This is a genomic window from Paenibacillus sp. FSL R5-0623, from assembly GCF_037974265.1.
GTDB lineage: Bacteria > Bacillota > Bacilli > Paenibacillales > Paenibacillaceae > Paenibacillus.
In genome coordinates, this window is record NZ_CP150233.1 from 415,291 (window position 1) to 437,643 (window position 22,353).

The following is a 22,353-nucleotide window of genomic DNA, read 5'->3' on the forward strand; positions in this document are numbered from 1 at the left end:
TTTTCAAAGAGAAAATCCGGGGATAAAGGCGAGGTGTATGCTTCCGAAGCAGCTTTCTTTCAGAAAGCTTTTAGCTCCGCTTCTTCAGGTTATTTCTGTCCTCTCCGTTTCTCGTGTAAATGTTTAGTTCAATTATATAATAAAACAAAAATAGCCCAATAACCGATTCATGTAAAGAATGGGTTATGAGCTATGTAAGTATAAGGCATATTATTGTGGTTGTTTACATTGAACTGCGGGATAAGTATACGCCAGCTTACGGATAATTTCCTTTTGCCATCTCGTATCACCCAGGTTGGTTGCCAGGTTCAGAAGATCCAAATAATCGTCAAGCTGCAGATCAGCCTTTTGCAGAGTTGTATTCATTCGATGTTCGTTCCCCTTATCTATAAATTCGTAAAATCATATGCAGTAGAAAGTTACAAAGAGACAAGTTCAAGAATGATAATCATTATCACGTTTATATATTCATTATGCAATGAACGCTGGCAAAATGCAATCCCAAGTCCGCAACGAATTTAACTTTTTTCTGAAAATAGGCTCATCCACAGCACATAGGGAGTGTATACACCGAGTATGCAGACGGATACAAGAACCAGCCATTCAGCAGAAAATGGTGAATCTCGGTGGTGAATGTGGTCATATGAGCATTCGTCGCATACACATCACCAGCGAATGACGGTTGCCGTTTTTATTCCTTCGGTATGGAATTCTAATGATCATCAGTATGGGCCAATAGACTCAACTTCTAAACTTTTCAATAATTTTACAAAAAGAAAGAGGAATTCAGCATATGAACAATTAAATTAAAGGAGGATAACCCATTATCAGGTAATTTAGAGGAGGAGAAAGGGAATATGAAGAAGGCGTTATGGCAGCACTGGATCGGGGCATTCCTGGTCTTTATCATGATGGCAACCGCACTGCTGGGGCCGGGTTCGCAAAGTCCGGTACAAGCTGCAGCACCACTTACGGTATCTCAGGCCATCGCTGCCCAGAGCGGTGGAGGAACAGCAACGGTTGAAGGAATCATTGTTGGACATGCTACCGGGTCACTTACCGCGAAGTTTACATCTCCGTACGCCAATGATTTTAATGTTCTGATTGCAGATTCAGCGTCAGAGCGAACCAACGCCAGATTATTGGATGTACAGATTCCCTCATCTTTCCGTTCGCAATATGGATTGGCGTCCAATCCGAGTCTTGTAGGCAAAAAGATCATCGTAACCGGAACCCTCGGTGCCTACAACAGCTATGCAGGAGTCAAAAACCCAACGTCCATCACACTTTCCTCCGGAACAACCAATCCTGATCCAGAACCGAACCCGGGCACAACACTGCCGGACGGTACTGGCAAGAAGGTACTATTTGATAATACCCACGCCCAGACAGCAGGTGCTGCCGACTGGATTATTGACGGGGCATTTTCGGATTTTGCCAATGGTTTGCGAAACGCAGGCTTTGCCGTGGATCAGCTGGAACGCAGCATCCCGTATACATTTGGTGAGCAAGCCATCACCTATAATAAATTGAAAGACTACCACGTCTTTGTCATTGGCGAAGCCAACGTGCCGTTCAAAGCAACAGAGCAAGCTGCGCTGGTGCAGTATGTACAGAACGGAGGAAGTATCTTCTTCATCTCCGACCACTATAATGCAGACCGCAACAAAAACCGCTGGGATTCTTCCGAAGTATTCAACGGCTATCGCCGCGGTGCCTTCCTGAATCCGGCCAAAGGCATGTCTTCAGCTGAAGCCGAATCACCAGCGATGCAGAGTGTGACTAGTTCAGACTGGCTCGCGACGAACTTTGGTGTCCGTTTCCGCTACAATGCCCTTGGAGATGTAAATGCATCGGATATCGTTGCACCTGCACAATCCTTCGGCATTACGGCTGGTGTTAATTCTGTAGCCATGCATGCGGGATCGACCGTTGCGATTATAGACCCGAACAAGGCCAAAGGCTTGGTCTATGTACCAAGTGGTGTGTCCAAGTGGGGCAATGCCGTGGATCAGGGCGTATATAACGGTGGTGGACGAGCTGAAGGAGCCTATGCTGCCATTGCAAAGGTTGGTGCAGGCAAAGCCGCATTTATCGGCGACTCTTCACCTGTGGAAGATGCGACTCCGAAATATTTGCGTGAAGAGACCGGTGCTACCAAGAAGACCTATGATGGATTCAAAGAAGTGGATGATGCAACGTTCCTTGTGAATACCGTGAAATGGCTCGCAGTCAAAGAGAGCTACACTAGTCTGGCACAAGTGCCGGGACTGACATTGGATACGGCAACAAGCCTGCTTTCGATGGAGGCACCGTCTGCATCAACTGAGCCGCAACTAGAGCCATGGGCTGCACCTGCGGCGGGATACAAATGGTATGATCCGACTACGTTTAGGACAGGTTCATACGGAAAAGCACAATAAGTAAAATAGACAGGACATCAAATAATGCGAGTAGGGTCTGACCGTGAGTTTTGCGGACAGGCTCTTTTTTTGCTTGTTATATCAGTTACAATCACGACTATAGAGCCTTGCTGCATTGCATAAATAACTGCTCCGGAGGGGAACGTATGGGTACTAATGATGCGGCGTGAAGCTCAACCCAACCAGAGGAGGCGGTGAATGATGACTCAGCAAGGAGACTGTGACAGTTCCTCAATGAGGCAGAAGCTCAAGGCAGATCTGCATCGTGTGGCGGATCGAATGAACATGACGTTATCCCGTTTTGACAATGACAGTGTCTGTCTGCTGGGGCAATTTGCAGAGATTCGAGCGGAGATTAAGCAGATCGAGGTGCTTGCCTCTTCGTTTTATCTGGATTGTTATCTGTCTCCCTTTACCGAGAAGTTTGCTGAATTAACATCGAGCGTACAGCATCTATCTGACCGGAGATATGGGGCGTTAATTGTGATTGAACGGGAGATACCGTTGGAGTCGATCATTCACTCAGGCGTGACTGTGGATGCAAGAGTGACGCATGCGTTGTTGGAATCGCTGTTTATTCCCGGTGCACCACTTCATGACGGGGCTGTGTTGATTCGTGGCAATCAGATTGTATCCGCTGGTAATGTGCTGCCGTTGTCGCAAGCGGAAGTGCATGAACGTAAAATAGGCACCCGTCATCGGGCTGCGCTGGGACTCAGTGAATTGACGGACGCCGTTGTACTGGTTGTCTCCGAAGAGACGGGACAGGCTTCATTTGCTGTGGATGGCGATTTGCATCCCATTAATGTGGTTGAGACGCTATCTTAAATGTGAACGCAAGTGGCTTACTTGGCGCGATTGAGTTAATGCAGTTGAGGGAAGTGTGCCTTTCTCCTGTAAGGGAGAGAGGTTTTTCTATTGATAGACGATAAAATTATAATCTGAAATTCGACAGCTTTGCTTCCGCCATATGAGAAACATCGATCGATGCTTCTCTGACATTGCGATGTGATTTTGCACAAACTGGGTATTCATGGGTACAATAGAGGATGGTCAATGAATAGAGAACAATGCGATTGGATCGCAAAAATGGTTGGAGGAGACGGTTAGCACATGAGTTGGTTTGAAGCAATGGAGCAACACGATTATGAGGAACTGGTTCTGTGCCAGGATCGAAATTCAGGGTTAAAAGCAATTATCGCCATACACGACACAACACTCGGCCCTGCGCTGGGAGGCACACGGATGTGGACTTACGCTTCAGAAGAAGCAGCCATTGAAGATGCCCTGCGCCTTGCCCGTGGTATGACATATAAGAATGCAGTATCTGGCCTCAATCTGGGCGGTGGCAAAACCGTTATCATCGGAGATCCGCGGCGTGACAAAAACGAAGCGATGTTTCGGGCTTTTGGCCGATACATTCAAGGCTTGAACGGACGTTATATCACGGCCGAAGATGTAGGTACGACGGAAGAGGACATGAACCTGATCTATCAGGAAACCGATTATGTGACAGGCATCTCGGCGAGTTATGGTTCATCCGGTAATCCATCACCTGCAACGGCTTGGGGTGTATATCGGGGGATCAAGGCAGCAGCCAAAGAAGCATTTGGTACCGATCTGCTGGCGGGTAAAACGATAGCGGTCCAAGGTGTCGGCAATGTGGCGATGCATCTGTGCAAATATCTGTATGAGGAAGGTGTACATCTGATCGTTACGGATATCCATAAGGACTCGGTGAAACAGGCCGTGGACCGCTTCGGCGCAACAGCAGTTGATCCCGCAGACATCACGAGTGTGGAGTGTGATATCTATGCACCATGTGCGCTCGGCGGCACGATTAATGACGATACACTCAAAACGCTCAAGGCGAAGGTCGTAGCGGGATGTGCCAATAATCAGCTGCTGGAGACCCGTCATGGGGATCAGCTCTATGATATGGGCATCGTATATGCGCCTGACTATGTTATCAATGCAGGTGGCGTAATTAACATTGCGGATGAGTTGAACGGTTACAACGCGGATCGGGCGTGGGGCAAGATCGGAGAGATCTATTCCAATCTGGAGAAAATATTCGAAATCTCACGTACCGAGGGCATCGCTACCTATGTTGCCGCAGATCGTCTGGCTGAACGGCGGATTGAGCAGATGAAGAATACGCGCAGCACATTCTTGCAGAATGGTCACCACGCGCTGAGTTCCCGGAGATTGCGCAAGTAATCGTAATAGAATCATAACCAAATTTAAAGGGTCTGTTAGATAACGGCAACATCCATCCCAAAGATGGATAGTCGATCTGACAGGCCATTTTTTTATGTTGCTATCAGAATTGAAAAAAGAAAACAGTGGCAATATCTGCCTAAACGATCAATTTCACTATGGATTTTTCCGATAATGTATTTACATCATTTAGATGGAGATGGTTCAGGGAAGCGGGGAGAAGTGGGAATGGGAAAAACGGGGGAAAAGCAAGGGATAGGGTATAAGATCAAAAATATGTCACTTAAGATCAAGCTGCCAATCATGATCAGTGTATTGGTTGTTTTGGTTCTGCTCGGTGCAACGACCACAAGTTATATGATTTCATCTGATGTTGTGGTCAAGAAAAGCAAGGATGAAATGAATGTGATGGCTGACCGCCTTGGGGAAGGGCTTTGGACAGCGATGCAGCTTCAGCAACAGATGAGTCATGCGATATCTGTACATAACACGTTCAAAGAACTCTTGCAGTTGCGTGATACAAACGAAATGACAGACGAAACTTTTTTTACGGATGAGAATCCATATTTCAACAGAGCAAATACGATTCTCACCGACAGTATATCCGACACGGTAGGCACCAAGCCGGACTTGTTCGTGTTTGACAAGGAAGGAACGATGGTGGCGGGAACCATGCCGGAAGTCATTGGGCAGTCACGGGGAGATCGGGAATATTTTAAGGAGTCCATACAGGGGAAATCCTTTATCAGTGACGCGGTTGTCTCTAAGACTGGCAAGAAGCTCATTATTGTATTCTCGGAGCCTATCACCGATGAACAGGGGAATATACTGGGGGTGTTCGCCATGTCGGTGGATAGCAGCTTTTTCCTGGGGCAACTGGGAGACATTAAAATCAATGCCCAAGGCAGAGTTGAAGTGCTGAGCCGGAGCGGCATCATCATGTTCGACTCACTGGACCCTTCGGTTGTGGGACAGACACTTGCGGAAGACAAGGAAGCTATGGAACTTATAAATGTCAAGGCAACGGACGAAGTGAAAATCACTTCGATGGATCGAGATGATATCTACTACCGTGTTAATCAGATTCCTGACGCAGATCTCTCCGTGGTGATTATTGACGATTATGATGATATCAAACGTCCATTAGAGGATATGCAGCGCCAAGTGGTTATCGTGACATTGATCGGAATTGCTCTGGCTATTGGCGTAGGACTATTGATCTCTCGTAGTATTACGAGACCTATTGTTCGTCTGATCGGGCTGTTCCAACAGCTTGCTCAAGGGAATCTGACCGTCAAGGCCAATGGTAGATATAACAGTGAATTCAAGGATCTGGCGGAGAGCTTCAATGGCATGGTGGAGCAGAACCGAAACCTGATTACCGATATGAATAGTTCGATCCATGTTCTTCAAGCCAGCACTCAGGAGCTGGAGGAAACATCCAGACAGACAGCAAGATCCATTGATGAGACATCCGCGACGTCCATGGGGATCGCGAAGGCGATGGAGGCCCAATCGGAAGATACCGAACAGATTGCAGGCAAATTCAACAGCTTCGGCGATAAAGTGGCTGCCATGAACAGCAGTGCCCAGGATGTGAAGGCGAGAGCAGATGAGATCGAATCTGTGTTCCACAACGGGAATGAAGTCGTCAATGAATTGATGCGTATTAATGAGGTGAACGAACGGGAAGTCGAGAAAATCTCGGAGATCACAGTCAAACTTCAAACGAGTTCGGGCAGTATTAGTCAGATCACAGAAGCCATCAGCCAGATTGCCAAGCAGACCAATCTGCTTGCATTGAATGCTTCCATCGAAGCATCCCGGGCTGGAGAACATGGCAGAGGATTTGCAGTTGTAGCCGAAGAGATTCGTAATCTGGCAGAGCAGAGTTCCCGCCAGTCCAAGGAAATCTCCAGCATCATTGAGCAGAATCTGGCCGATGTAGCCGAGAACAACCAAAGTGTTGCAGAGATTCATACCATCTCCTCCAGACAGGATGAGCTTGTCTTGCAGACTCGTCAAGCGTTCGATGTGATTCTGGAGAAGGTAACGGTTATCAATCGACAAATTGCCACGATGGCAGGACAAATGCAAGAGATGTTGCAGAACAAGGATGACGTACTGGAGTCAGCCCACAGTTTGTCCGCTTCAGGGGAGCAGGTATCTGCTTCGGTTGAAGAGGTAACGGCAACCATGATGGAGCAGTCTTCAACGGTACAACAATTGGCGAACATGGTCGATACGATCGATCAATTGACGCAAAAACTGGCCGAATCGGCTGCGCGATTCAAGGTGGAGTAAGGTTAGTTGAATAGGTTTAGAGGGAAGGAAGGCAAAAGGCACTCTGTATGAGTGCCTTTTGCTTTGTTTTTTTAGGGTCTCGATCAATGTGCTCTAGTCCATTTAGTGATCAAGAAGATCAGCGGTTGAAAGAGGGGTACTAAGTTACCTTTATCAAAATGTAATGCATTTCTGGTTCAGCAGCTTCATGAATTGATCCAGCGCACTGCTGACATAACGATCCTCACCGCGGACAAAGGTTGTTGTAGTATGAGTATAACGATCTGCGAGATCAAGTACGGAGAATTCATCCGGTTTCTTGTGAATAACGCTGCACGGCATAATGGTAAAAGCAATGCCAGATTCCACACAGCTGAGCAGGTTTTCCATCGTACTCACTTCAATGATATTGCGAGCGGACAACCCCTCTTCCTGCAAAAATTCTTCGGTCATTTCACGATACGGGCAGCCCTCGGGGAAAACAACCCATGATACTTGGCACAGGCTTTCGGGTGGTGTATCCATGCGCTTGGAGATGATATGAACCGTGTCCTGCATCTCATATTCCACCTTCAGCCCCTCCTTCACACAAGCCCCGCTGATAAAAGCACCATCAATCTCATCGTCCTGTATTTTCTTGCGCAGTACTTTGGGTGAAGTGGCGTTAACAAGTGAGATGGACACCTTTGGGTAGGTTATTTGATATTCATTCAGAATCTCCATAAAGCGGCTGGATGCCGCCGTTTCCACAATGCCGATTTTTAGCGTGCCGGAAGGCTCCCCGGGATCGGTCATATCCTGCTTCAGATCATGTAAAAGGTTGTGAATCTGTGTGGCGTACTGGACGAACTGTTCTCCTTTGGAGGTCAGTACAACACCTTTGGGAAATCGGTTGAACAACTGGATTTGATATTCCTGCTCCAGTTTTTTGATGCGTGTAGTGACATTGGATTGAGCGTAATTCAGTTCTTTGGCGGCCTGTGAGATTTTGCCTGAACGTGCTACCGCGAGAACAATATCGATATCGGAAAGTTCCATGCTGTATCCTCCTGAACGTGGATTAACTTATATTGCTTCCGCAGATGTTGATGTTAGGTATCTCTCTGAGAGATACAACTATATATTTCAATCATTTTACGATATATCGAAGCCGCCGTACAATATCCTTAATGACAAAGAGAGTAGGGATATGACATGGATAACATGAATACACATTCAACACTATTAAGCCCGGTAACGATTCAACAGTGGCAATTAAGGAACCGAATGGTGATGGCGCCGTTGACCCGGGGATTTGCTGATGATCAGAAGGGGACCGTGACGGATGAGATGGTGGCATATTATGAGCAGCGTGCGCGGGATGGCGTGGGACTGATCATTACCGAGGGCATCAACCCGAATCTGGCAGGCAAAGGCACGTATGGCATCCCCGGCTTATATACAGATGAACAGACGGCTTCTTGGAAAAGGGTCACAGATGCTGTTCACAGACATGGCGGCACCATTATTGCTCAACTGTGGCATGTTGGCAGGTTGTCCCACTCCGATCTGATCGGAACCGTTCCACTGGCACCTTCCAGCCTTGCGGCAGAGGGAAGAGTGCATAAGCTGCATAAGCCGTATCAGGTTCCTCAAGCGATGAGTGCACAGGACATAGAGGATACGATTCAGCATTTTCAGACGGCAGCCCGCAATGCGGTTCTGGCAGGGTTCGACGGGATCGAGCTGCATGCTGCGCATGGGTATCTGATCGACCAGTTTATCAATGAGAAGACCAACCATAGAACAGATGAATACGGGGGAGACACTGCGGGCAGATTGCGGTTCCTGCGGGATATTATTGTGGCTGTGAAAAAAGAGATCCGTGTGGATCGCATATCGGTACGATTCTCCGAGAAAAAGGACGATGATGCATCCTATGCATGGGCAGACAAAGCTGGAATGATCGATGCATATCTGAACTTGTTCCGCGAGACGGGAATTACGATCTTGCATCCCTCAACAGACCATTATGCGAAAGTATGGGAAGGGGAGCAGTCCTTTCACGAGCGGATTCGTAGTCGGTGGGATGGAATCATCATTGGTGTGGGGGATTTGGATGCTCAGACCGCAGAGCAGGCGATTGGGAAGGGAAGCATAGATTTGGCTGCGTTCGGCAGACCGTTTATCGCCAATCCAGATCTGGTACAGAAATTGCATGCGGGTCAGCAATGGATTGAGTATAATGCGAATGCACATTTGCCTGCTTTGGTGTGAACATAAAGAAAAAAGGGCAGAAGCCGATCCTGAGGATCGCTCTGCCCTTTGTTTACTTATGAAAAGGAATGTATGCAAAGTCATGTATTTTCCGTACTGAAAGTTCTGGGTAATCTATCTTGCGTGCTATAGCCACGCGGACGATGTAGACCCGAAGTTTAGATGCTCTTTGAGAAATCAAATGGTTCTGTTTCGCTTTTTCTAGTTGAGCTTTTTTCGATATACCAGAGAATAATCATGCACAACGCATAGACCAGACTGACAGCCAGAATAATGATCCATACACTTTCCATGTCCATGCTTTTGATGAAAATGCCTGTCAAATATGGACTAAGTGTGTAACCCAGGCAACCTACGAATAACAGCAAGCCATTAAACCGCCCCTGATGTGTATCGGGTACACGCGAAGCAATATACAGATTGATATTGGTCTGCACGAGAATCTCTCCAATGGTCCACAGCACCGTGGATAAGGCGACGATGGAAAAATGGGGGAAGGTTCCGAGCAGGTTCAAGGATCCAAATCCGATTCCATAGAAGAGTGCGCCTGTAGCTATGGAGTTTAGGGCAGTTAATTTGCGTGTAGCGGACAGGATCACGGTGGTAAGAATAATGACGCTAATGGCATTGATGGTCATGACAGAGCCGTAATAGGCTGCCCCGTTCTCGCCAAATGAGTGATTCATCTGGAGTGGGAGACTAAATGAGTATTGCATATAGATAAAATAGTTAAGAAATGACACAACGATGAAAAAGGCAACGAGTGGGTTTTTCAGCAGTAGTCTGAATAACGGCGAAGGTGGTTGGCTCGATCGTTGTTGTTCTTGTTGTCCAGCATGTTCGCTGTTTGTTGATGCCAATTCCTTGCGTGTGCCGATCTTAACCTGGTTGATGATGATAAAGGTAGATATCAGAAACACCGTACCGATACTTATAAAGACAATGTTGACGTGATCCTTGATAAAAAAACCGGCGACCAGTGGTCCGATGGCTATACCCAGATTGGCCCCCAGATACATGAGGGAAAAGGCGGACTTTCGTTCTTTCTCCTCCGTACACAGTTGAATAATCAGTGCATTATAAGCAGGCCGGGTAATACTGATGAAAAACATAACTGCAATCAGAAGATAACCAACGGTAATGGTGCCTGACCAAAAAGAGCAGCTTATAATCATGATGGCAGACAACAGTTGCCCAATGACAATAATTGTTTTTTTGCCCATAAGATCGCTTAAATAGCCGCCAAGAAGTACACCGGGTCCGCTAATCAGGGCTGCCATGGACACAAAGATCCCTGCACTGACCACATTCATGCCCATCTGTAACGTAAGCACCAAGGTAATCAGGGAGAATACAAAATCTCCCGTGCTGTTAATCGTTCTGGCTAAACAGAGATAATAGATATCGCGGCTCAGACCCGCGTAGGTTTTGAATAACGACAATAATTCCAGCCCTCCCCAAGATAACCGTCACTCCCAGACCAAAAACGGTGAGGATCATCCGTACATCTTATACAGTTTCAGTTTCAGCAACCGTCACTTCAATCTTGAAGCGATCATACATATCCAGCAGGGTTTGGCGCAATCCTTCAAACGAATCACCCTCCACGATGGCAAATCCTGATCGGGTCATGGTATCGTTTACGTCCCTTGCGCGCTGTCCCACTTGATAGGATACATTGAACTCAACGATGCCAGGGATATCCGCATAATCCTCTATCCCGGATATGTGTTGAATTACCCCTGCGCGTGAAGGGAAGCAGATCATGCCTGTGAATTTATGGCGCGTCTCCTGTTGCTTAAATTCATATATTCCAACTTCCAGATCAGTGACGGCTTCGAAGAAATCAACGCCATGGGTGTTCTTGATACAAGGAGGCATGACATGCGATCCCCCGATTCTTGCACCAATTTCTCCAAACACCACTTCTCCTTCCGGAGTCAGAAAAAGTTCCGCATGTGTTACGGATTGATTGATACCCAAGGCAGCAATGACCCGTTCATTGAGTTCTTTGATGTGATGGATAAAATCAGCTTCCGTGCCTTCAGGGAACGTAATACTGGCCGGAGGTTTCTGCTTCGTTGCAATATCCAGGCAGTTATACAGGTATTGGGAAACGGATGCAAATACAACCTTGCCCTTGGACACAATGGAATCACAATGAAACTCCGTACCGTGGATGAATTCCTCCAGCAAATCCTTTTGCTGTGCTTGTCGTGTATGGTGTAGATAATGTGCCAGTTCATCCATGCTGGATAATTTGAACGTATTGATACTTCCATATCCGCTGAGTGGCTTCACAATAATCGGGAAGCCGTGTACAGCAGTGAAACGAATATAGTCCTGTTCATGTAGAGCAATGGCAATCTCGGATGTCCGAATTCCGCGTTGATGCAGCATTTGTTTCATGATCCATTTGTTGCGAACAGCCTCAGCCTGATTGCGCTGCATACCGGGGATCCCGAACTCGGAACGGAGCTGACCACCGATCTCAATCGCATTCTCACCCGGCGTTAACAAAGCTGTGATGGAATGGGTTTCACGAATCTCGATCATATGCTCCCGGATGGCATCTACGGACTCCAGATGATCGACATATCTAATTTCATCAAAGAAGTCCCTGAGGACCTCATCATGATGCAAATTATGCCGTTCAATAATCAGAATTTTCTTGTGATCCGCCAATTTCTGCAAAGGTTTAACGAAGTTTAGACCAGTAGGTAGCCTGAAATCAGATATGTATACAATTGTTTTCATACGTTCTCGTAAATCCCCTTTCAACAAAATACTAAAAATAGTAAAAATTCATTTCATAACATTATAGCTCAATATTTTCCATTTTGAATACACCTTTTGGTTAAAAATATGAACCAAAATACATATTTATGTTGCGTTAAAGTGTTAATTGACAATAGGAATTTTTTGGTATACGATCTTTAGCGGATTAGAAATAAAAAGGAGGAAATAGAAATAAATGGAGATCGTTAAAGAGAAATATGCCATACTGGGAACGCTGGGAGACGATGAAGGATTCCTGACTTGCAGCATGCATATCGCGAAGAAATTAGACAACTCGGAACGTATCAAGCCATACCCTGAATTTGAAGCGGCTGCGGAAGACTTGAGATCAGGGATCATATCCTGCTTGCTGGTCCCCGGGGCGTATCCCAAGCTCAACAGCTTCATCATGGATTCTGAACTAGCGGTGTCTGAGAGCTTTGTGGAGAAAATTCCTGCGCTGGTTCTATCCGGCTTCCATGCGGTATGTCCCGATCAGATCGATATTATCTATCATCATCCAGCAACCACATACTTGTTATCTGAACTTGATACAACCTATAGAGAGAACAGCACCGTATCGTCCAACCCTGAAGCTTGCAGGAAGGTCATGCACAACACGGAGAAGTCCATTGCGCTCACGAATCAGCTATGCGCTGATCATTACGGGCTTGTGACCTACAAAGTATTGCGCGAGGGAATCAATATGCCATGGGTATGTTTTACACAAAATACACAGAGGGTGAATACAGTCATATGAAAAGAATTGCTATTATACTGGATAAAAATTTGGAACCTGGCGCCGCCGCCAATGTGGCTGCCCTGTTAATGGGACAAGCAGCCCTGAATGAGCCGGGGTTATATTCTGATCAACCTGTGCTGGATCATAGCGGCGTTCAGCATGCGGGCATCCGATATAGCACTGTCATTCTGAAGGCTGGGGAGAATCAGCTGATCAATCTGGTCAAGTCCTGCTCAGATGGCAGCGATGGACTGAGTCATATTGTTTTTTCACAGACAGGCCAGTCGCTCAACAATGCCTTTGAACAATATGCAGTTGAGATTGCTTCGATGGAATTGGAAGCTACCAAAGTGGTAGGTGTCATTGTATGGGGCGAGGATGATCAAGTTAGGGCAGCGACCAAAAAATTCAGTGTCATGAAATAAGGGAAAAGGGCAGAAGCTGATCTTAGAGATCACTCTGCCCTTCTTTACATATGAAAGAATCGTTATAGAGGTTGTTTAAGGTACTGAAAACCGACCTTTTTGAACACGCACTTATAGATGTTTGCTGACAACGGCAGCTTTCTTTTCCGTAAAGTAATACACCAAAGCGAGCAGCGGCATGATCAGGCCAATCAGCGTTGTGAGACTCCAACCTCCGTTAGCATAAGACCAGCTTCCAAGAGATGAACCAATCGCACCGCCGACAAAAAAGATCGACATGAATATACCATTCACACGTCCTCTCGCTTCACTTCCTAACGAATAGATGATGCGTTGACCCAGCACCAGATTTCCCGAGACCGCCATGTCGAGCGTGATGGCAACGATCACAAGAAGTACAAGGGTAGCGGTAGAGTGACCCTGGAACAGATAGGCGAGCCCAAAAGAACCAGCCGCGATAACCATGGCGAGTCCGGTTAATATGCGGGTAAAGCCTTTATCCGCCCATCTTCCGGCAATCGGTGCTGCAACGGCGCCTCCGACGCCAGCCAATGCAAACCATGCAATTCCTTGCTGGGACATGCCATACTCATTGGCGAGCTGCATGGGAACTGTAGTCCAGAACAAGCTGAAGGCGCCAAACAGGCTGGCCTGATAGAGGGCTCGGCGGCGGAGCATGGGAAATGTTTTTAACAGGGAACCCAATGACAGGATTAATTGTCCATACTTCATCGCCGGTTGGGGCTGACGTGCAGGAAGTGCGCGTGACAGGAGCAAGGTTAACAATACGATAATGATTGCGGAGAAGACAAAGACCGCTTGCCAGCTGAGCAGACTCGTAATAAAACTTGCGACAGGGCGAGCCAGCATAATGCCCAGCAGCAGGCCACTCATCACATTACCGACCACCCGTCCGCGTTGCTCCTCCGAAGTGAGGTAGGTGGCGTAGGGAACCAGAATCTGTGCAACGACGGAACCAATACCGATGAAGAGGGAGGCAGCCAGAAATAATATGGCATTGGGAGAGAAGGCGGCGGCAATCAATGCAACGACCAGAATAATGAGGAAAAAAGTGATCAGCCGCTTATTCTCCAGAATGTCACTGAGCGGTACGATGAACAGCAGGCCAATCACGTAACCGATCTGTGTTAACGTCACAATCAGTCCGGCAGCAGCAGAGGAAAGCCCTGTTGTCATGCTGATCGGTCCTATAACCGTCTGAGCATAGTACAAGTTTGCCGCAAGTAGCCCGCATGCCGCGGCCAAAAGTAAAATCAACCAACTTGGAACCGGGGTTGTCTTCACATCGTTTTGCAAATGCATGATTATCATCCTCCAATTTTTATGTTAATGATCCTTAGTGACCTAATGGTTCCACTCAAACCATGACCGATCAGGCGTCCAAACCTTTGCGGTACTTTTATGGATTCACTAATTACTAAACGCTTCGTTTACTAATTACAGTCATATAATAAACTAAACGTTTAGTATTGTAAATAGGCGATAGGAATTTTTTGTATGTCGAAGTAAGGTAAGAACGAAATTGTTTAATGTATCGGTATTTTAGTATAATGAACGTACAGTTTTTATGAATTAGAGATGCATTTGTTACACCAAGGAGGGCTTATGATGACAGCCAAAAGAGGGCGTCCCCGTAATGTGGAAACCCAGAATGCAATTCTTGCAGCTTCCTATGAATTATTATTGGAACACGGCTTCGGAGCGGTTACGATCGAAAAAATTGCTGAACGTGCTAAGGTGAGTAAAGCAACGATATATAAATGGTGGCCCAATAAAGGAGCTGTCATTATGGATGGGTACATGTCTGCGGCAACGGCAAGATTGCCTGTACCGGATACAGGATCAGTATTTGAGGATGTGCGCATTCATGCGAGCAATCTGGTTGATTTTTTGATCAGCCGGGAAGGAAAAGTGATCTCACAAATTGTTGGAGAGGGTCAGTCTGATCCAGGTCTAGCAGAAGAATACCGAACCAGATACATCCAACCTCGTCGACGTGAAGCGTGGGGAATTTTTGAAAAAGGTGTAGAACGGAGAGAGTTGAAAAAGGATTGTGACATCGGACTGTGCATAGACCTCGTCTATGGAGCGATGTTCTATCGTATGTTGGTAACTGGCGAACCGTTAGATACTGAATTCGTGAAGCGTTCGTTGGTTTCCTTGTTTGAAGGTATTAAATCTTGATCATAGAGAAGGACATCTTGGGGGAGGGAGAGGGCGATTCGCAAGTATCGCCCTGGGTGTGGGTGCAAAAGGCTTGTGGATGAATGGAGAATGTGTGGAGAATTGAGAACTACACCTGGAAGATCGGTGAGATGGCTGGGGGCCATGAATCAGGAGAATGCGATGTGGAAGTGGGAAGAGACTGGTTCAAGAGCGGGGGTTCATTCCATACCGAACTGGGCAGTTCGCGGCGTAATACAGGGGCGACTTCCTTGGCAAAACGCTCCACTTGCTCCAACTGCTCGCTATGCGTCAGTCCATCTACGCTGATACTCAGCACCTGATGTCCGTAAGCGGCATGATAGTCCAGAATTTTCTCAATGACCTGCTCCGGACTGCCGATCAACACAGGACCTCGTGCAATGTTATCCTCCAGATCGGTGAAGGGCGACTGGTTATGCTGTGCGGCGGCGGTGGCATGGAACGCTTCATAATATGGCTTATAACGACGAATGGCTTTTTCACCCGTATCCGCAAGATAGAGACTGCCGGCACCAGAGCCAATCACGGCTTGCTGCGGATCATGACCATAATAATCGAGGCGCTCCCGATAATGATCAATTAACGCTTTGTATTTGGCTTGCGGGTGAAAAGAATTCGACGTGAAGAGCGGCTCGCCATATTTTGCAGCGAGTTCCGTCGAGACCGTGCTCGACGCGCTACCATGCCAGATGGGGATGGATTGCTGAAGCGGCCTGGGCCACGTGGTCACTCCCTCAAGAGGAGGGCGATACGTTCCCTGCCAGGTTACATTCTCTTCAGACCACAGCCGTCTTAGCAAATGATAGCGTTCATCGAGTGAGTCCCATTGTTCCTCTTCGCGGATGCCGAACAGCGGATAGTGCCGAGGGTCATTGCCTTTCCCGATGATCATCTCCAGCCGTCCGCCTGATAATTGATCCAACGTGGCATAATCCTCGGCAACCCGGACTGGATCAAGTATACTCAGAACAGTGACGGTGGTTAGTAACCGAATGCGTGTGGTTGCTGCGGCTATTGCGGTTAATACGACAGGTGGCGAGGAAGATAAAAAAGGCGCACCGTGTCGTTCACCGATCCCATAGGCATCGAATCCCAGTCGTTCAGCCAGCTTCGCTTGCTCTAATATATTGTGGAATTTCTGCTGAGTCGTCAGAGCCTCCCCGGTCACGGCATTAGGCAGATTCATCATGAGACTAAACAAGGCGAATTTCATCTGACCTTCTCCTTGAACTGAATTAATAATTTTGTGTTGTATAATCCTATTGAAATAGTAGGATATGTAAGTTGGATTAAATGTATCACGTTCTCACGGATTCTTCTAATGGATTTTTTCTATAAGCAGGTGCAGCCAGGCTTCATTACATAAATGTGAAGGGAATTGCCACGATTTTTATTGACCGCTGTAAAATTTAGGATTAAAATTGTGCTTATCATATAAATTCAAAATTATGGATTTTCATTGTGGAGGTGGGATACATGGAACCTACAACTACGATACGCTCATATATTGAGGACTACATCAGGAAACAGGGGTACACCCTGCAGTATTTTGCCGATATATCGGGAGTTAACGCTGGAACGCTTAGCGCAATTATTAAGGGGACTCGGCCCATCGCTATGGCGCAACTGGATCTGATTACCCAAGGCATGAAGCTGGAAGAGGGGTATTTCTACGAGATTTATGGGGCTGAATGTTTCGTGGAATCGGCACCTCATTGGAGGAGACTGGAACCATTCCTGCAACGCTGTGCTGAATTGGACAAGCTGGAATGTATTCATAAGGTTATCCAGGAAGTGACGGATGATCGCTCGTATATCTCGGAGTTGTTTGAGATGGCGGAAGGCATGCTTGAACGTGGACAGACGAAGGCTGCACGGATGTTGTACGAATGTGTGGCGGAGTGTGAGAAATATCAACACTCGGAACGTCTGGCTCTGTGCCAGTATCGCATCTTCACCCTCTCGCTTGGTCAGAATCAACATGATAACCTACGGGCCGCCGTGCACTTCGAGCCTTATATTAATCGGTTGGATGAGGAGAGGCAGCTGGATGCGATAAAGGATTTGGCGAATACGTACTCCGCACTTCGCTATTGGGACAAGTTGTTCGCGCTTGCAGATGAATTGGGACATAAAGCGGAAATTATTCAATCGTATACTAAGAAAAAAGTTATTAAAGAAAATAGGATTACAGCGTACCCTTTATTTGTATACAGAGCTTATTCGAATTTGCTTAAAAGCAGTGCATGTGAGTGGAGAGAGATGTATAACGATGCACTGGAATATACAAATAATTATGCTTCTTTGGTTAAGATACCCAATCCTGATGATGAAGAAATGATATATATCAATATGTTCAACAGATGGGCAGAGGTTAATACTCAATTGTATAAACTGATGATGGGAAAGACAGAGGTTCTCCCGGAATATATAGCTTGGATTGAGCAGAATGAAGAGGAGACACTTACTGGTCTTGTTAAAATTATAGAAGCAGCAAATAAGTACGACTTGGATATAGATTATGTTATTTCTAAATTTGATATTTCCATTAATTCTATGTTGAATGATAGAACTTTATCAGAAGGATACAATGAACAAATGAAAAACAATCTGTACTCAAAACTCTTATTAGAGTTGGCAATGTATTATTTTAAAAGAGAACGATACATGGAAGGAATACACAAGCTTGTCACCTGTTTGAGTTCAGCCATCAAGATTAATAATTCTAATGACATAATACAATGTGTTGCTCTCTTTGAAAGGTATAGGTCTTTTGCATCTAAAGAAATAGAAGGTATCTATTATAATCTAATGGAGGAGGCTTATAGTTATTATGAAATCAAAAAAAATCATAGCTATACTTTTGTTTAGTGCTATTATTGTTTGTTTTCCCACTATACTAATTAAAGTACAAGATCAAATCTATAGTCTGCTAGCACATGGTGATGGAATGTTGTAAGATACAAAAACTTAAACTACACTAATTAATAGCGGTTTATTTCCGAATGCGGAAGTAAGCCTTTTTGTGTTTTTATAGATTGACCGATGTAAAATACAGGATTAAAATAACATTTATTATATGTAATTGAATTATAAGTGATTTATGTGACGGAGGTGAGATCGTGGAATCGGTACCTACAATAAGAGTACATATTGAGAAATTCATGAGAGAAAAAAATCTCAAGTTGCAGCATTTTTCCGACATTACAGGAATTAATGTTGGGACTTTAAGTGCCATTCTTAAAGGTAGCAGACCGATGTCTATGAACCAACTGAATCAGATCACTTCTGTTATGGGGTTAGAGAAAGGGTATTTTTATGAGAGTTATGGGGTTGAATCCTTCATAGAATCTTCGCCCCACTGGAGACGTTTGGAGCCATATCTATATGAGTGTGCTGAGCTTTGTAAGCTGGATTGTATACAACAAGTCATCACTCATGTAACGGACGATCGATCATATATAGAAGAATTATTTGATGTAGCTGAAAGCTTTTTTGCTAGAGGATTAAAAGAAGCGGCACTCATTTTATATGAATGTGTGGCCGACAGTGAGAAGTATCAACACTCGGAGCGGTTGGCTCTTTGCCAGTACCGCATTTTCCTGCTTCAGAAAACACTGAGTAAATATGATAATCTCAATGCAGCAGTAAAGTTCGAATCGTATATTGATAAATTAAATGAAGAAGTGCAATTGGATGCAATTAAAGATTTGGCAAACGTATATAATACGATACATTTGTGGGACAAGGTTGATGCATGGGCAAGGGAACTGGAACGGAAAGCAGAATTCCAATTAAAAATTCAATCTCGTAGGCGAAAAAGTAATAAAAGAAGGCTAACAGCCTATCCTCTTTTTACATATGTAGCCTATGCAAACTTGTTAATATCAAGCGTTTATGATGCTCGTAAGGAATATGAAAATGTCCTAAAGTATATAGAAAAATACTTGGAAATAGTTGAGGTTGAGAATCCTACACAAGAGGATCAACAAATAATAGATTTGTTCCTAATATGGGGAGAAGGAAATCAATATGCTTCCCAATTAATGCTTGGTCAAGAAAATGTAATCAATTCTTATTTGGATTATATCGAAAACAACCCGTCAGAAATATTAGCTGGACTCATTAATATTTTGCAAGCATCTAACCAGTATTCTTTTAACATTGACTATGCTTTAGACAGATTTAAAGATCAGATCAATTTGTTTAATACTGACATGTATATTAAAGGTAGTTATAACGATCAAATGTTAAACCACGTATATCAAGATTTTTACTATGAATTGGCAAATTATCAAATGAAACAACGTAATTATTCACTTGGAATGGATGCCTTACTTATGTGTTTAGATCTCTCTTCTTCAAGTAAAGATGACCTGATGTGCATTAAATGTTTAGATTTGTATGGGGAGTATAGGAGTGAAGCCGCCGAAACACAGATCAGAAAGTACAAAAAATTAATAGAAAAGTTAAGTTTACCGACTTTTTAATAATGAAATATCTGGGAAGGGATGATGAAGAAGATGCACAATATTCGTTCCGTATATGTTGTTTAATTATGAACTTGCAAAGTATAAATCAAGACTAAAAGTTTATCAAACCGGTATAAATGTAATTCTTAATACACTTATCTCTTTCAATGTTTAACCAAGACGATCATTTGCCAGTAAAATGTGTTGATTTATACGGGACTTATAGACAGCAAGCTAGTTTGTCTCAGCAAGAGACGTATTCACAATTATTTAAGACGATAAATATTAAATAAAACAAACAGCCTATCTGCTTTTGAGGTAGGCTGTTTTGTATTTTGATAAAGGATTACGCAGAGCGCAATGCCTTTTCTAAAGATTTGTTTTTACAATATTATGCAAAACATATTATGTTCTAAAAAGCACTTGTAGTCATTAGCGAAACTAATAGCTTACTCATATTGAATATTTTCCAGAATGTCCTAGAGGGGGACTTGCCATGAGAGAACTGAGTAACTTGAAAGACCAAATCGAGCAAGGTCGGCAAGAGTTGAGTCGCTTGGTAAATCAATATGAAATCTCAAATATAAAAGTGATTGAACAGTCTATGGCACTGGATGAGCTAATTAATGAATATAATCGAGTTACTTTAGGAGTGAACGTAAAGAGGTGTAAAGTATTGTGAAGCTAACTTGAAATCATAGTCATACTAGAAATAGTGTTTTTATGATGATTATCAATGTTTAATAACAATAGGGCTATATTATGGATTATTATTCATAAAAAGTTTATTTAAGTTTCTTTTGAAAATGATTATATGATTAATCTGAGCACGTTCTCAATTACAAAGAAAGAAAAGAGGTGATTGCAACGTTAGGATATGGATAAAATTTGATTTAAGTCGATGAAGAGAGAATTCGAGACTCAAAGATAACACAGTCATATGATCTTAGTTTCTTTATTAAGTTAGTTAGGTTATTAACGTGACTATTTTAAAACTTATGAGGAGGTTCTATCTATGAAAAAATTTGGGAAAATTCTATTAACAGCAATTATGATTTCTTCTGTATTTTCAACGGTGGCATCTGCTTCATCTGAGGGACAAGTTTTAAGTACGAATACGCCTGAAATAGTGAGTAATAATGATATTTCTCAGACAAGTGCAATAGGTATTTTTGATCCTAATTTTAAAGAAAAAGCTAGTTCACAAGGACTTGATCCTGAAACAATTATTGCAGGGTATTATGTTCCTTTTGATAAGACCCGTTCCAATCTATCAAACGATCAGGTGCTTCCTTCTGCGATAGGAGATTACTATCTGAAAAACATTGACATGACCCAAATTACTGGAAATGTTATTGAGCGTGCGGTTGGAAAAGGCCCAGCGCCCTTGTCCTTGTCCGTTATTGATGGTGTAGCTACTACATTCTCTGCTGAGATTTCTTCGAAAGCAGGATGGGGTGGTGCAGAGATTGCTGCGAAGCTAGGTACGACCTATCAGGCAACTCGTAACTTTAACAAAACATACGGACCAATCCAAATTCCTGCAAATAAAACATATACCATTTACTGCGCACCAACATACAACTACTATTCGTTTCAGATATGGAAACAAGGTTTCTTTTCTGATTCTTATATTGGTACTTATGAGTATAAAGAGCCAACGGGTTTATACTTTTACTGGCAAGATACTACTGGTTGGTAACTAGACATAATTTCACAATTTTGGTAATATAGTAGCGCGTACAACAGCAATATTATATTATCAAAGGAGAATTTAAATTTGAAAAGTAAATTGATTTCCTTAGTAGCCCTTATCTGTTCATTTGTATTATTTGTTATTGGATTTCAGTTTATTGCTCAAAGTACTGATTGGGGTATGGACAAAGCTATGTTGGTTCTTGCAGAATACCAAAATGTAAAGTCTGATACCTCTGATATCTTTGGTAGTTTTATAAACTCAGAGATTTGGTCGTATAAAATTGAAGGAATATTATTGATATTTTTAGGGATGTTAATGTTGTATTTAGCAAATTCATTACGAAGTAAATAATGAAAAGTATTCGGGTCCCGAATACTTTTTTTCTTATTTACAATTTAATCTGTAGTTCAACATATAAGTATGAAAAAGGTTGAATTTCTTTGAAAACCTTTGTAAATAAACATTTTATTCTGCAAAGGAATAAAATATGAATTTTTTGGCAATGTATCCTAAAATGTTATACAAAGAGGGGGTGCATGCTGTGAGTGAACCGGTACAGATCACAGATAAAATCGAACGGAACCGGCAAGAGTTGAGTCGTTTGGCGGAGAATCATGGCATGCAGGACAACAAAGTCCTCCGACAGTCCATGGTACTGGACGAGCTTATTAATGAATATAATCGATTCAAATATAAAAGCCATCTCAGGAACAGACAACCGATTGCATAATGCAGTCGGTTTTTTGGTCTAATTAGTGTTCTATAGAAATAGCGTAGTCGACTGTAGCGATACAGTCGGCTTTTTTGCATTCACCCTGAAACCCATGCG

General features: G+C 44.1%; 20 protein-coding genes. 14 read left to right on the plus strand and 6 right to left on the minus strand.

What is annotated here, in order from left to right; translation table 11 throughout:
• Positions 1–210: 210 nt before the first annotated feature.
• The gene (locus MKY92_RS01985; RefSeq protein ID WP_017691064.1) at positions 211–366 is read right to left on the minus strand and encodes a hypothetical protein; all 156 of its coding nucleotides are present in this window, start codon (positions 364–366) and stop codon (positions 211–213) included.
• A gap of 542 nt (positions 367–908) precedes the next feature.
• Here MKY92_RS01985 and MKY92_RS01990 point away from each other — a divergent pair.
• The 4 genes from MKY92_RS01990 (at position 909) to MKY92_RS02005 (ending at position 6,947) form a co-directional block, all read left to right on the plus strand.
• Positions 909–2,423, plus strand: coding sequence for a DUF6359 domain-containing protein (locus MKY92_RS01990; RefSeq protein ID WP_339301645.1), 1,515 nt, complete (start codon positions 909–911; stop codon positions 2,421–2,423).
• 198 nt (positions 2,424–2,621) lie between these two features.
• A complete protein-coding gene (gene cdaS, locus MKY92_RS01995; RefSeq protein ID WP_221823805.1) occupies positions 2,622–3,251 on the plus strand; it encodes a sporulation-specific diadenylate cyclase CdaS in 630 nt (209 codons plus the stop codon).
• A 285-nt stretch (positions 3,252–3,536) separates the two neighbouring features.
• Positions 3,537–4,643, plus strand: a complete 1,107-nt coding sequence (locus MKY92_RS02000; RefSeq protein ID WP_339298901.1) for a Glu/Leu/Phe/Val dehydrogenase — start codon at positions 3,537–3,539, stop codon at positions 4,641–4,643.
• Between the two features lie 228 nt (positions 4,644–4,871).
• Positions 4,872–6,947, plus strand: a complete 2,076-nt coding sequence (locus tag MKY92_RS02005; protein WP_339298902.1) for a methyl-accepting chemotaxis protein — start codon at positions 4,872–4,874, stop codon at positions 6,945–6,947.
• Between the two features lie 153 nt (positions 6,948–7,100).
• Here MKY92_RS02005 and MKY92_RS02010 read toward each other — a convergent pair whose 3' ends face one another.
• The gene (locus tag MKY92_RS02010; protein WP_339298903.1) at positions 7,101–7,964 is read right to left on the minus strand and encodes a LysR family transcriptional regulator; all 864 of its coding nucleotides are present in this window, start codon (positions 7,962–7,964) and stop codon (positions 7,101–7,103) included.
• A gap of 165 nt (positions 7,965–8,129) precedes the next feature.
• Here MKY92_RS02010 and MKY92_RS02015 point away from each other — a divergent pair, with 165 nt between their 5' ends.
• Positions 8,130–9,182, plus strand: a complete 1,053-nt coding sequence (locus tag MKY92_RS02015) for an alkene reductase (protein ID WP_339298904.1) — start codon at positions 8,130–8,132, stop codon at positions 9,180–9,182.
• Between the two features lie 158 nt (positions 9,183–9,340).
• On the opposite strand, the gene MKY92_RS02020 is transcribed toward MKY92_RS02015, so the two are convergent.
• Both MKY92_RS02020 and MKY92_RS02025 read right to left on the minus strand, forming a co-directional pair.
• Positions 9,341–10,624 (minus strand): MFS transporter, encoded by a 1,284-nt coding sequence (locus MKY92_RS02020; RefSeq protein WP_339298905.1) that lies wholly within the window; start codon positions 10,622–10,624, stop codon positions 9,341–9,343.
• A 67-nt stretch (positions 10,625–10,691) separates the two neighbouring features.
• Positions 10,692–11,939, minus strand: coding sequence for an ATP-grasp domain-containing protein (locus tag MKY92_RS02025; RefSeq protein ID WP_339298906.1), 1,248 nt, complete (start codon positions 11,937–11,939; stop codon positions 10,692–10,694).
• 217 nt (positions 11,940–12,156) lie between these two features.
• Between MKY92_RS02025 and MKY92_RS02030 the strand changes: the two genes are divergently transcribed.
• Together MKY92_RS02030 and MKY92_RS02035 are read left to right on the plus strand one after the other, a co-directional pair.
• Complete coding sequence (locus MKY92_RS02030) at positions 12,157–12,720, plus strand: hypothetical protein (RefSeq protein WP_339298907.1); 564 nt, start codon at positions 12,157–12,159, stop codon at positions 12,718–12,720.
• Complete coding sequence (locus tag MKY92_RS02035; protein WP_339298908.1) at positions 12,717–13,127, plus strand: DUF2000 family protein; 411 nt, start codon at positions 12,717–12,719, stop codon at positions 13,125–13,127. The genes MKY92_RS02030 and MKY92_RS02035 overlap by 4 nt, the downstream gene beginning before the upstream one ends.
• A 111-nt stretch (positions 13,128–13,238) precedes the next feature.
• On the opposite strand, the gene MKY92_RS02040 is transcribed toward MKY92_RS02035, so the two are convergent.
• Entirely contained in the window at positions 13,239–14,450 is a 1,212-nt protein-coding gene (locus MKY92_RS02040; RefSeq protein ID WP_339298909.1) for an MFS transporter, read from the minus strand.
• Between the two features lie 306 nt (positions 14,451–14,756).
• Here MKY92_RS02040 and MKY92_RS02045 point away from each other — a divergent pair, with 306 nt between their 5' ends.
• Positions 14,757–15,332, plus strand: coding sequence for a TetR/AcrR family transcriptional regulator (locus MKY92_RS02045; protein ID WP_339301647.1), 576 nt, complete (start codon positions 14,757–14,759; stop codon positions 15,330–15,332).
• Between the two features lie 109 nt (positions 15,333–15,441).
• On the opposite strand, the gene MKY92_RS02050 is transcribed toward MKY92_RS02045, so the two are convergent.
• Positions 15,442–16,566 (minus strand): LLM class flavin-dependent oxidoreductase, encoded by a 1,125-nt coding sequence (locus MKY92_RS02050; protein WP_339298910.1) that lies wholly within the window; start codon positions 16,564–16,566, stop codon positions 15,442–15,444.
• A 404-nt stretch (positions 16,567–16,970) separates the two neighbouring features.
• On the opposite strand from MKY92_RS02050, the gene MKY92_RS02055 reads away from it, so the two are divergent.
• The 6 genes from MKY92_RS02055 (at position 16,971) to MKY92_RS02080 (ending at position 22,254) form a co-directional block, all read left to right on the plus strand.
• Positions 16,971–18,224 (plus strand): transcriptional regulator, encoded by a 1,254-nt coding sequence (locus MKY92_RS02055; protein ID WP_339298911.1) that lies wholly within the window; start codon positions 16,971–16,973, stop codon positions 18,222–18,224.
• Between the two features lie 251 nt (positions 18,225–18,475).
• A complete protein-coding gene (locus MKY92_RS02060) occupies positions 18,476–19,843 on the plus strand; it encodes a helix-turn-helix transcriptional regulator (protein ID WP_339298912.1) in 1,368 nt (455 codons plus the stop codon).
• 478 nt (positions 19,844–20,321) lie between these two features.
• Entirely contained in the window at positions 20,322–20,507 is a 186-nt protein-coding gene (locus tag MKY92_RS02065; protein WP_339298913.1) for an aspartyl-phosphate phosphatase Spo0E family protein, read from the plus strand.
• 333 nt (positions 20,508–20,840) lie between these two features.
• Positions 20,841–21,527, plus strand: coding sequence for a hypothetical protein (locus MKY92_RS02070; RefSeq protein WP_339298914.1), 687 nt, complete (start codon positions 20,841–20,843; stop codon positions 21,525–21,527).
• A 78-nt stretch (positions 21,528–21,605) separates the two neighbouring features.
• Positions 21,606–21,875: a hypothetical protein gene (locus tag MKY92_RS02075; protein ID WP_339298915.1), complete on the plus strand. Its 270-nt coding sequence runs from the start codon at positions 21,606–21,608 to the stop codon at positions 21,873–21,875.
• A gap of 190 nt (positions 21,876–22,065) precedes the next feature.
• Positions 22,066–22,254, plus strand: coding sequence for an aspartyl-phosphate phosphatase Spo0E family protein (locus MKY92_RS02080; RefSeq protein ID WP_036616818.1), 189 nt, complete (start codon positions 22,066–22,068; stop codon positions 22,252–22,254).
• Positions 22,255–22,353 lie beyond the last annotated feature (99 nt).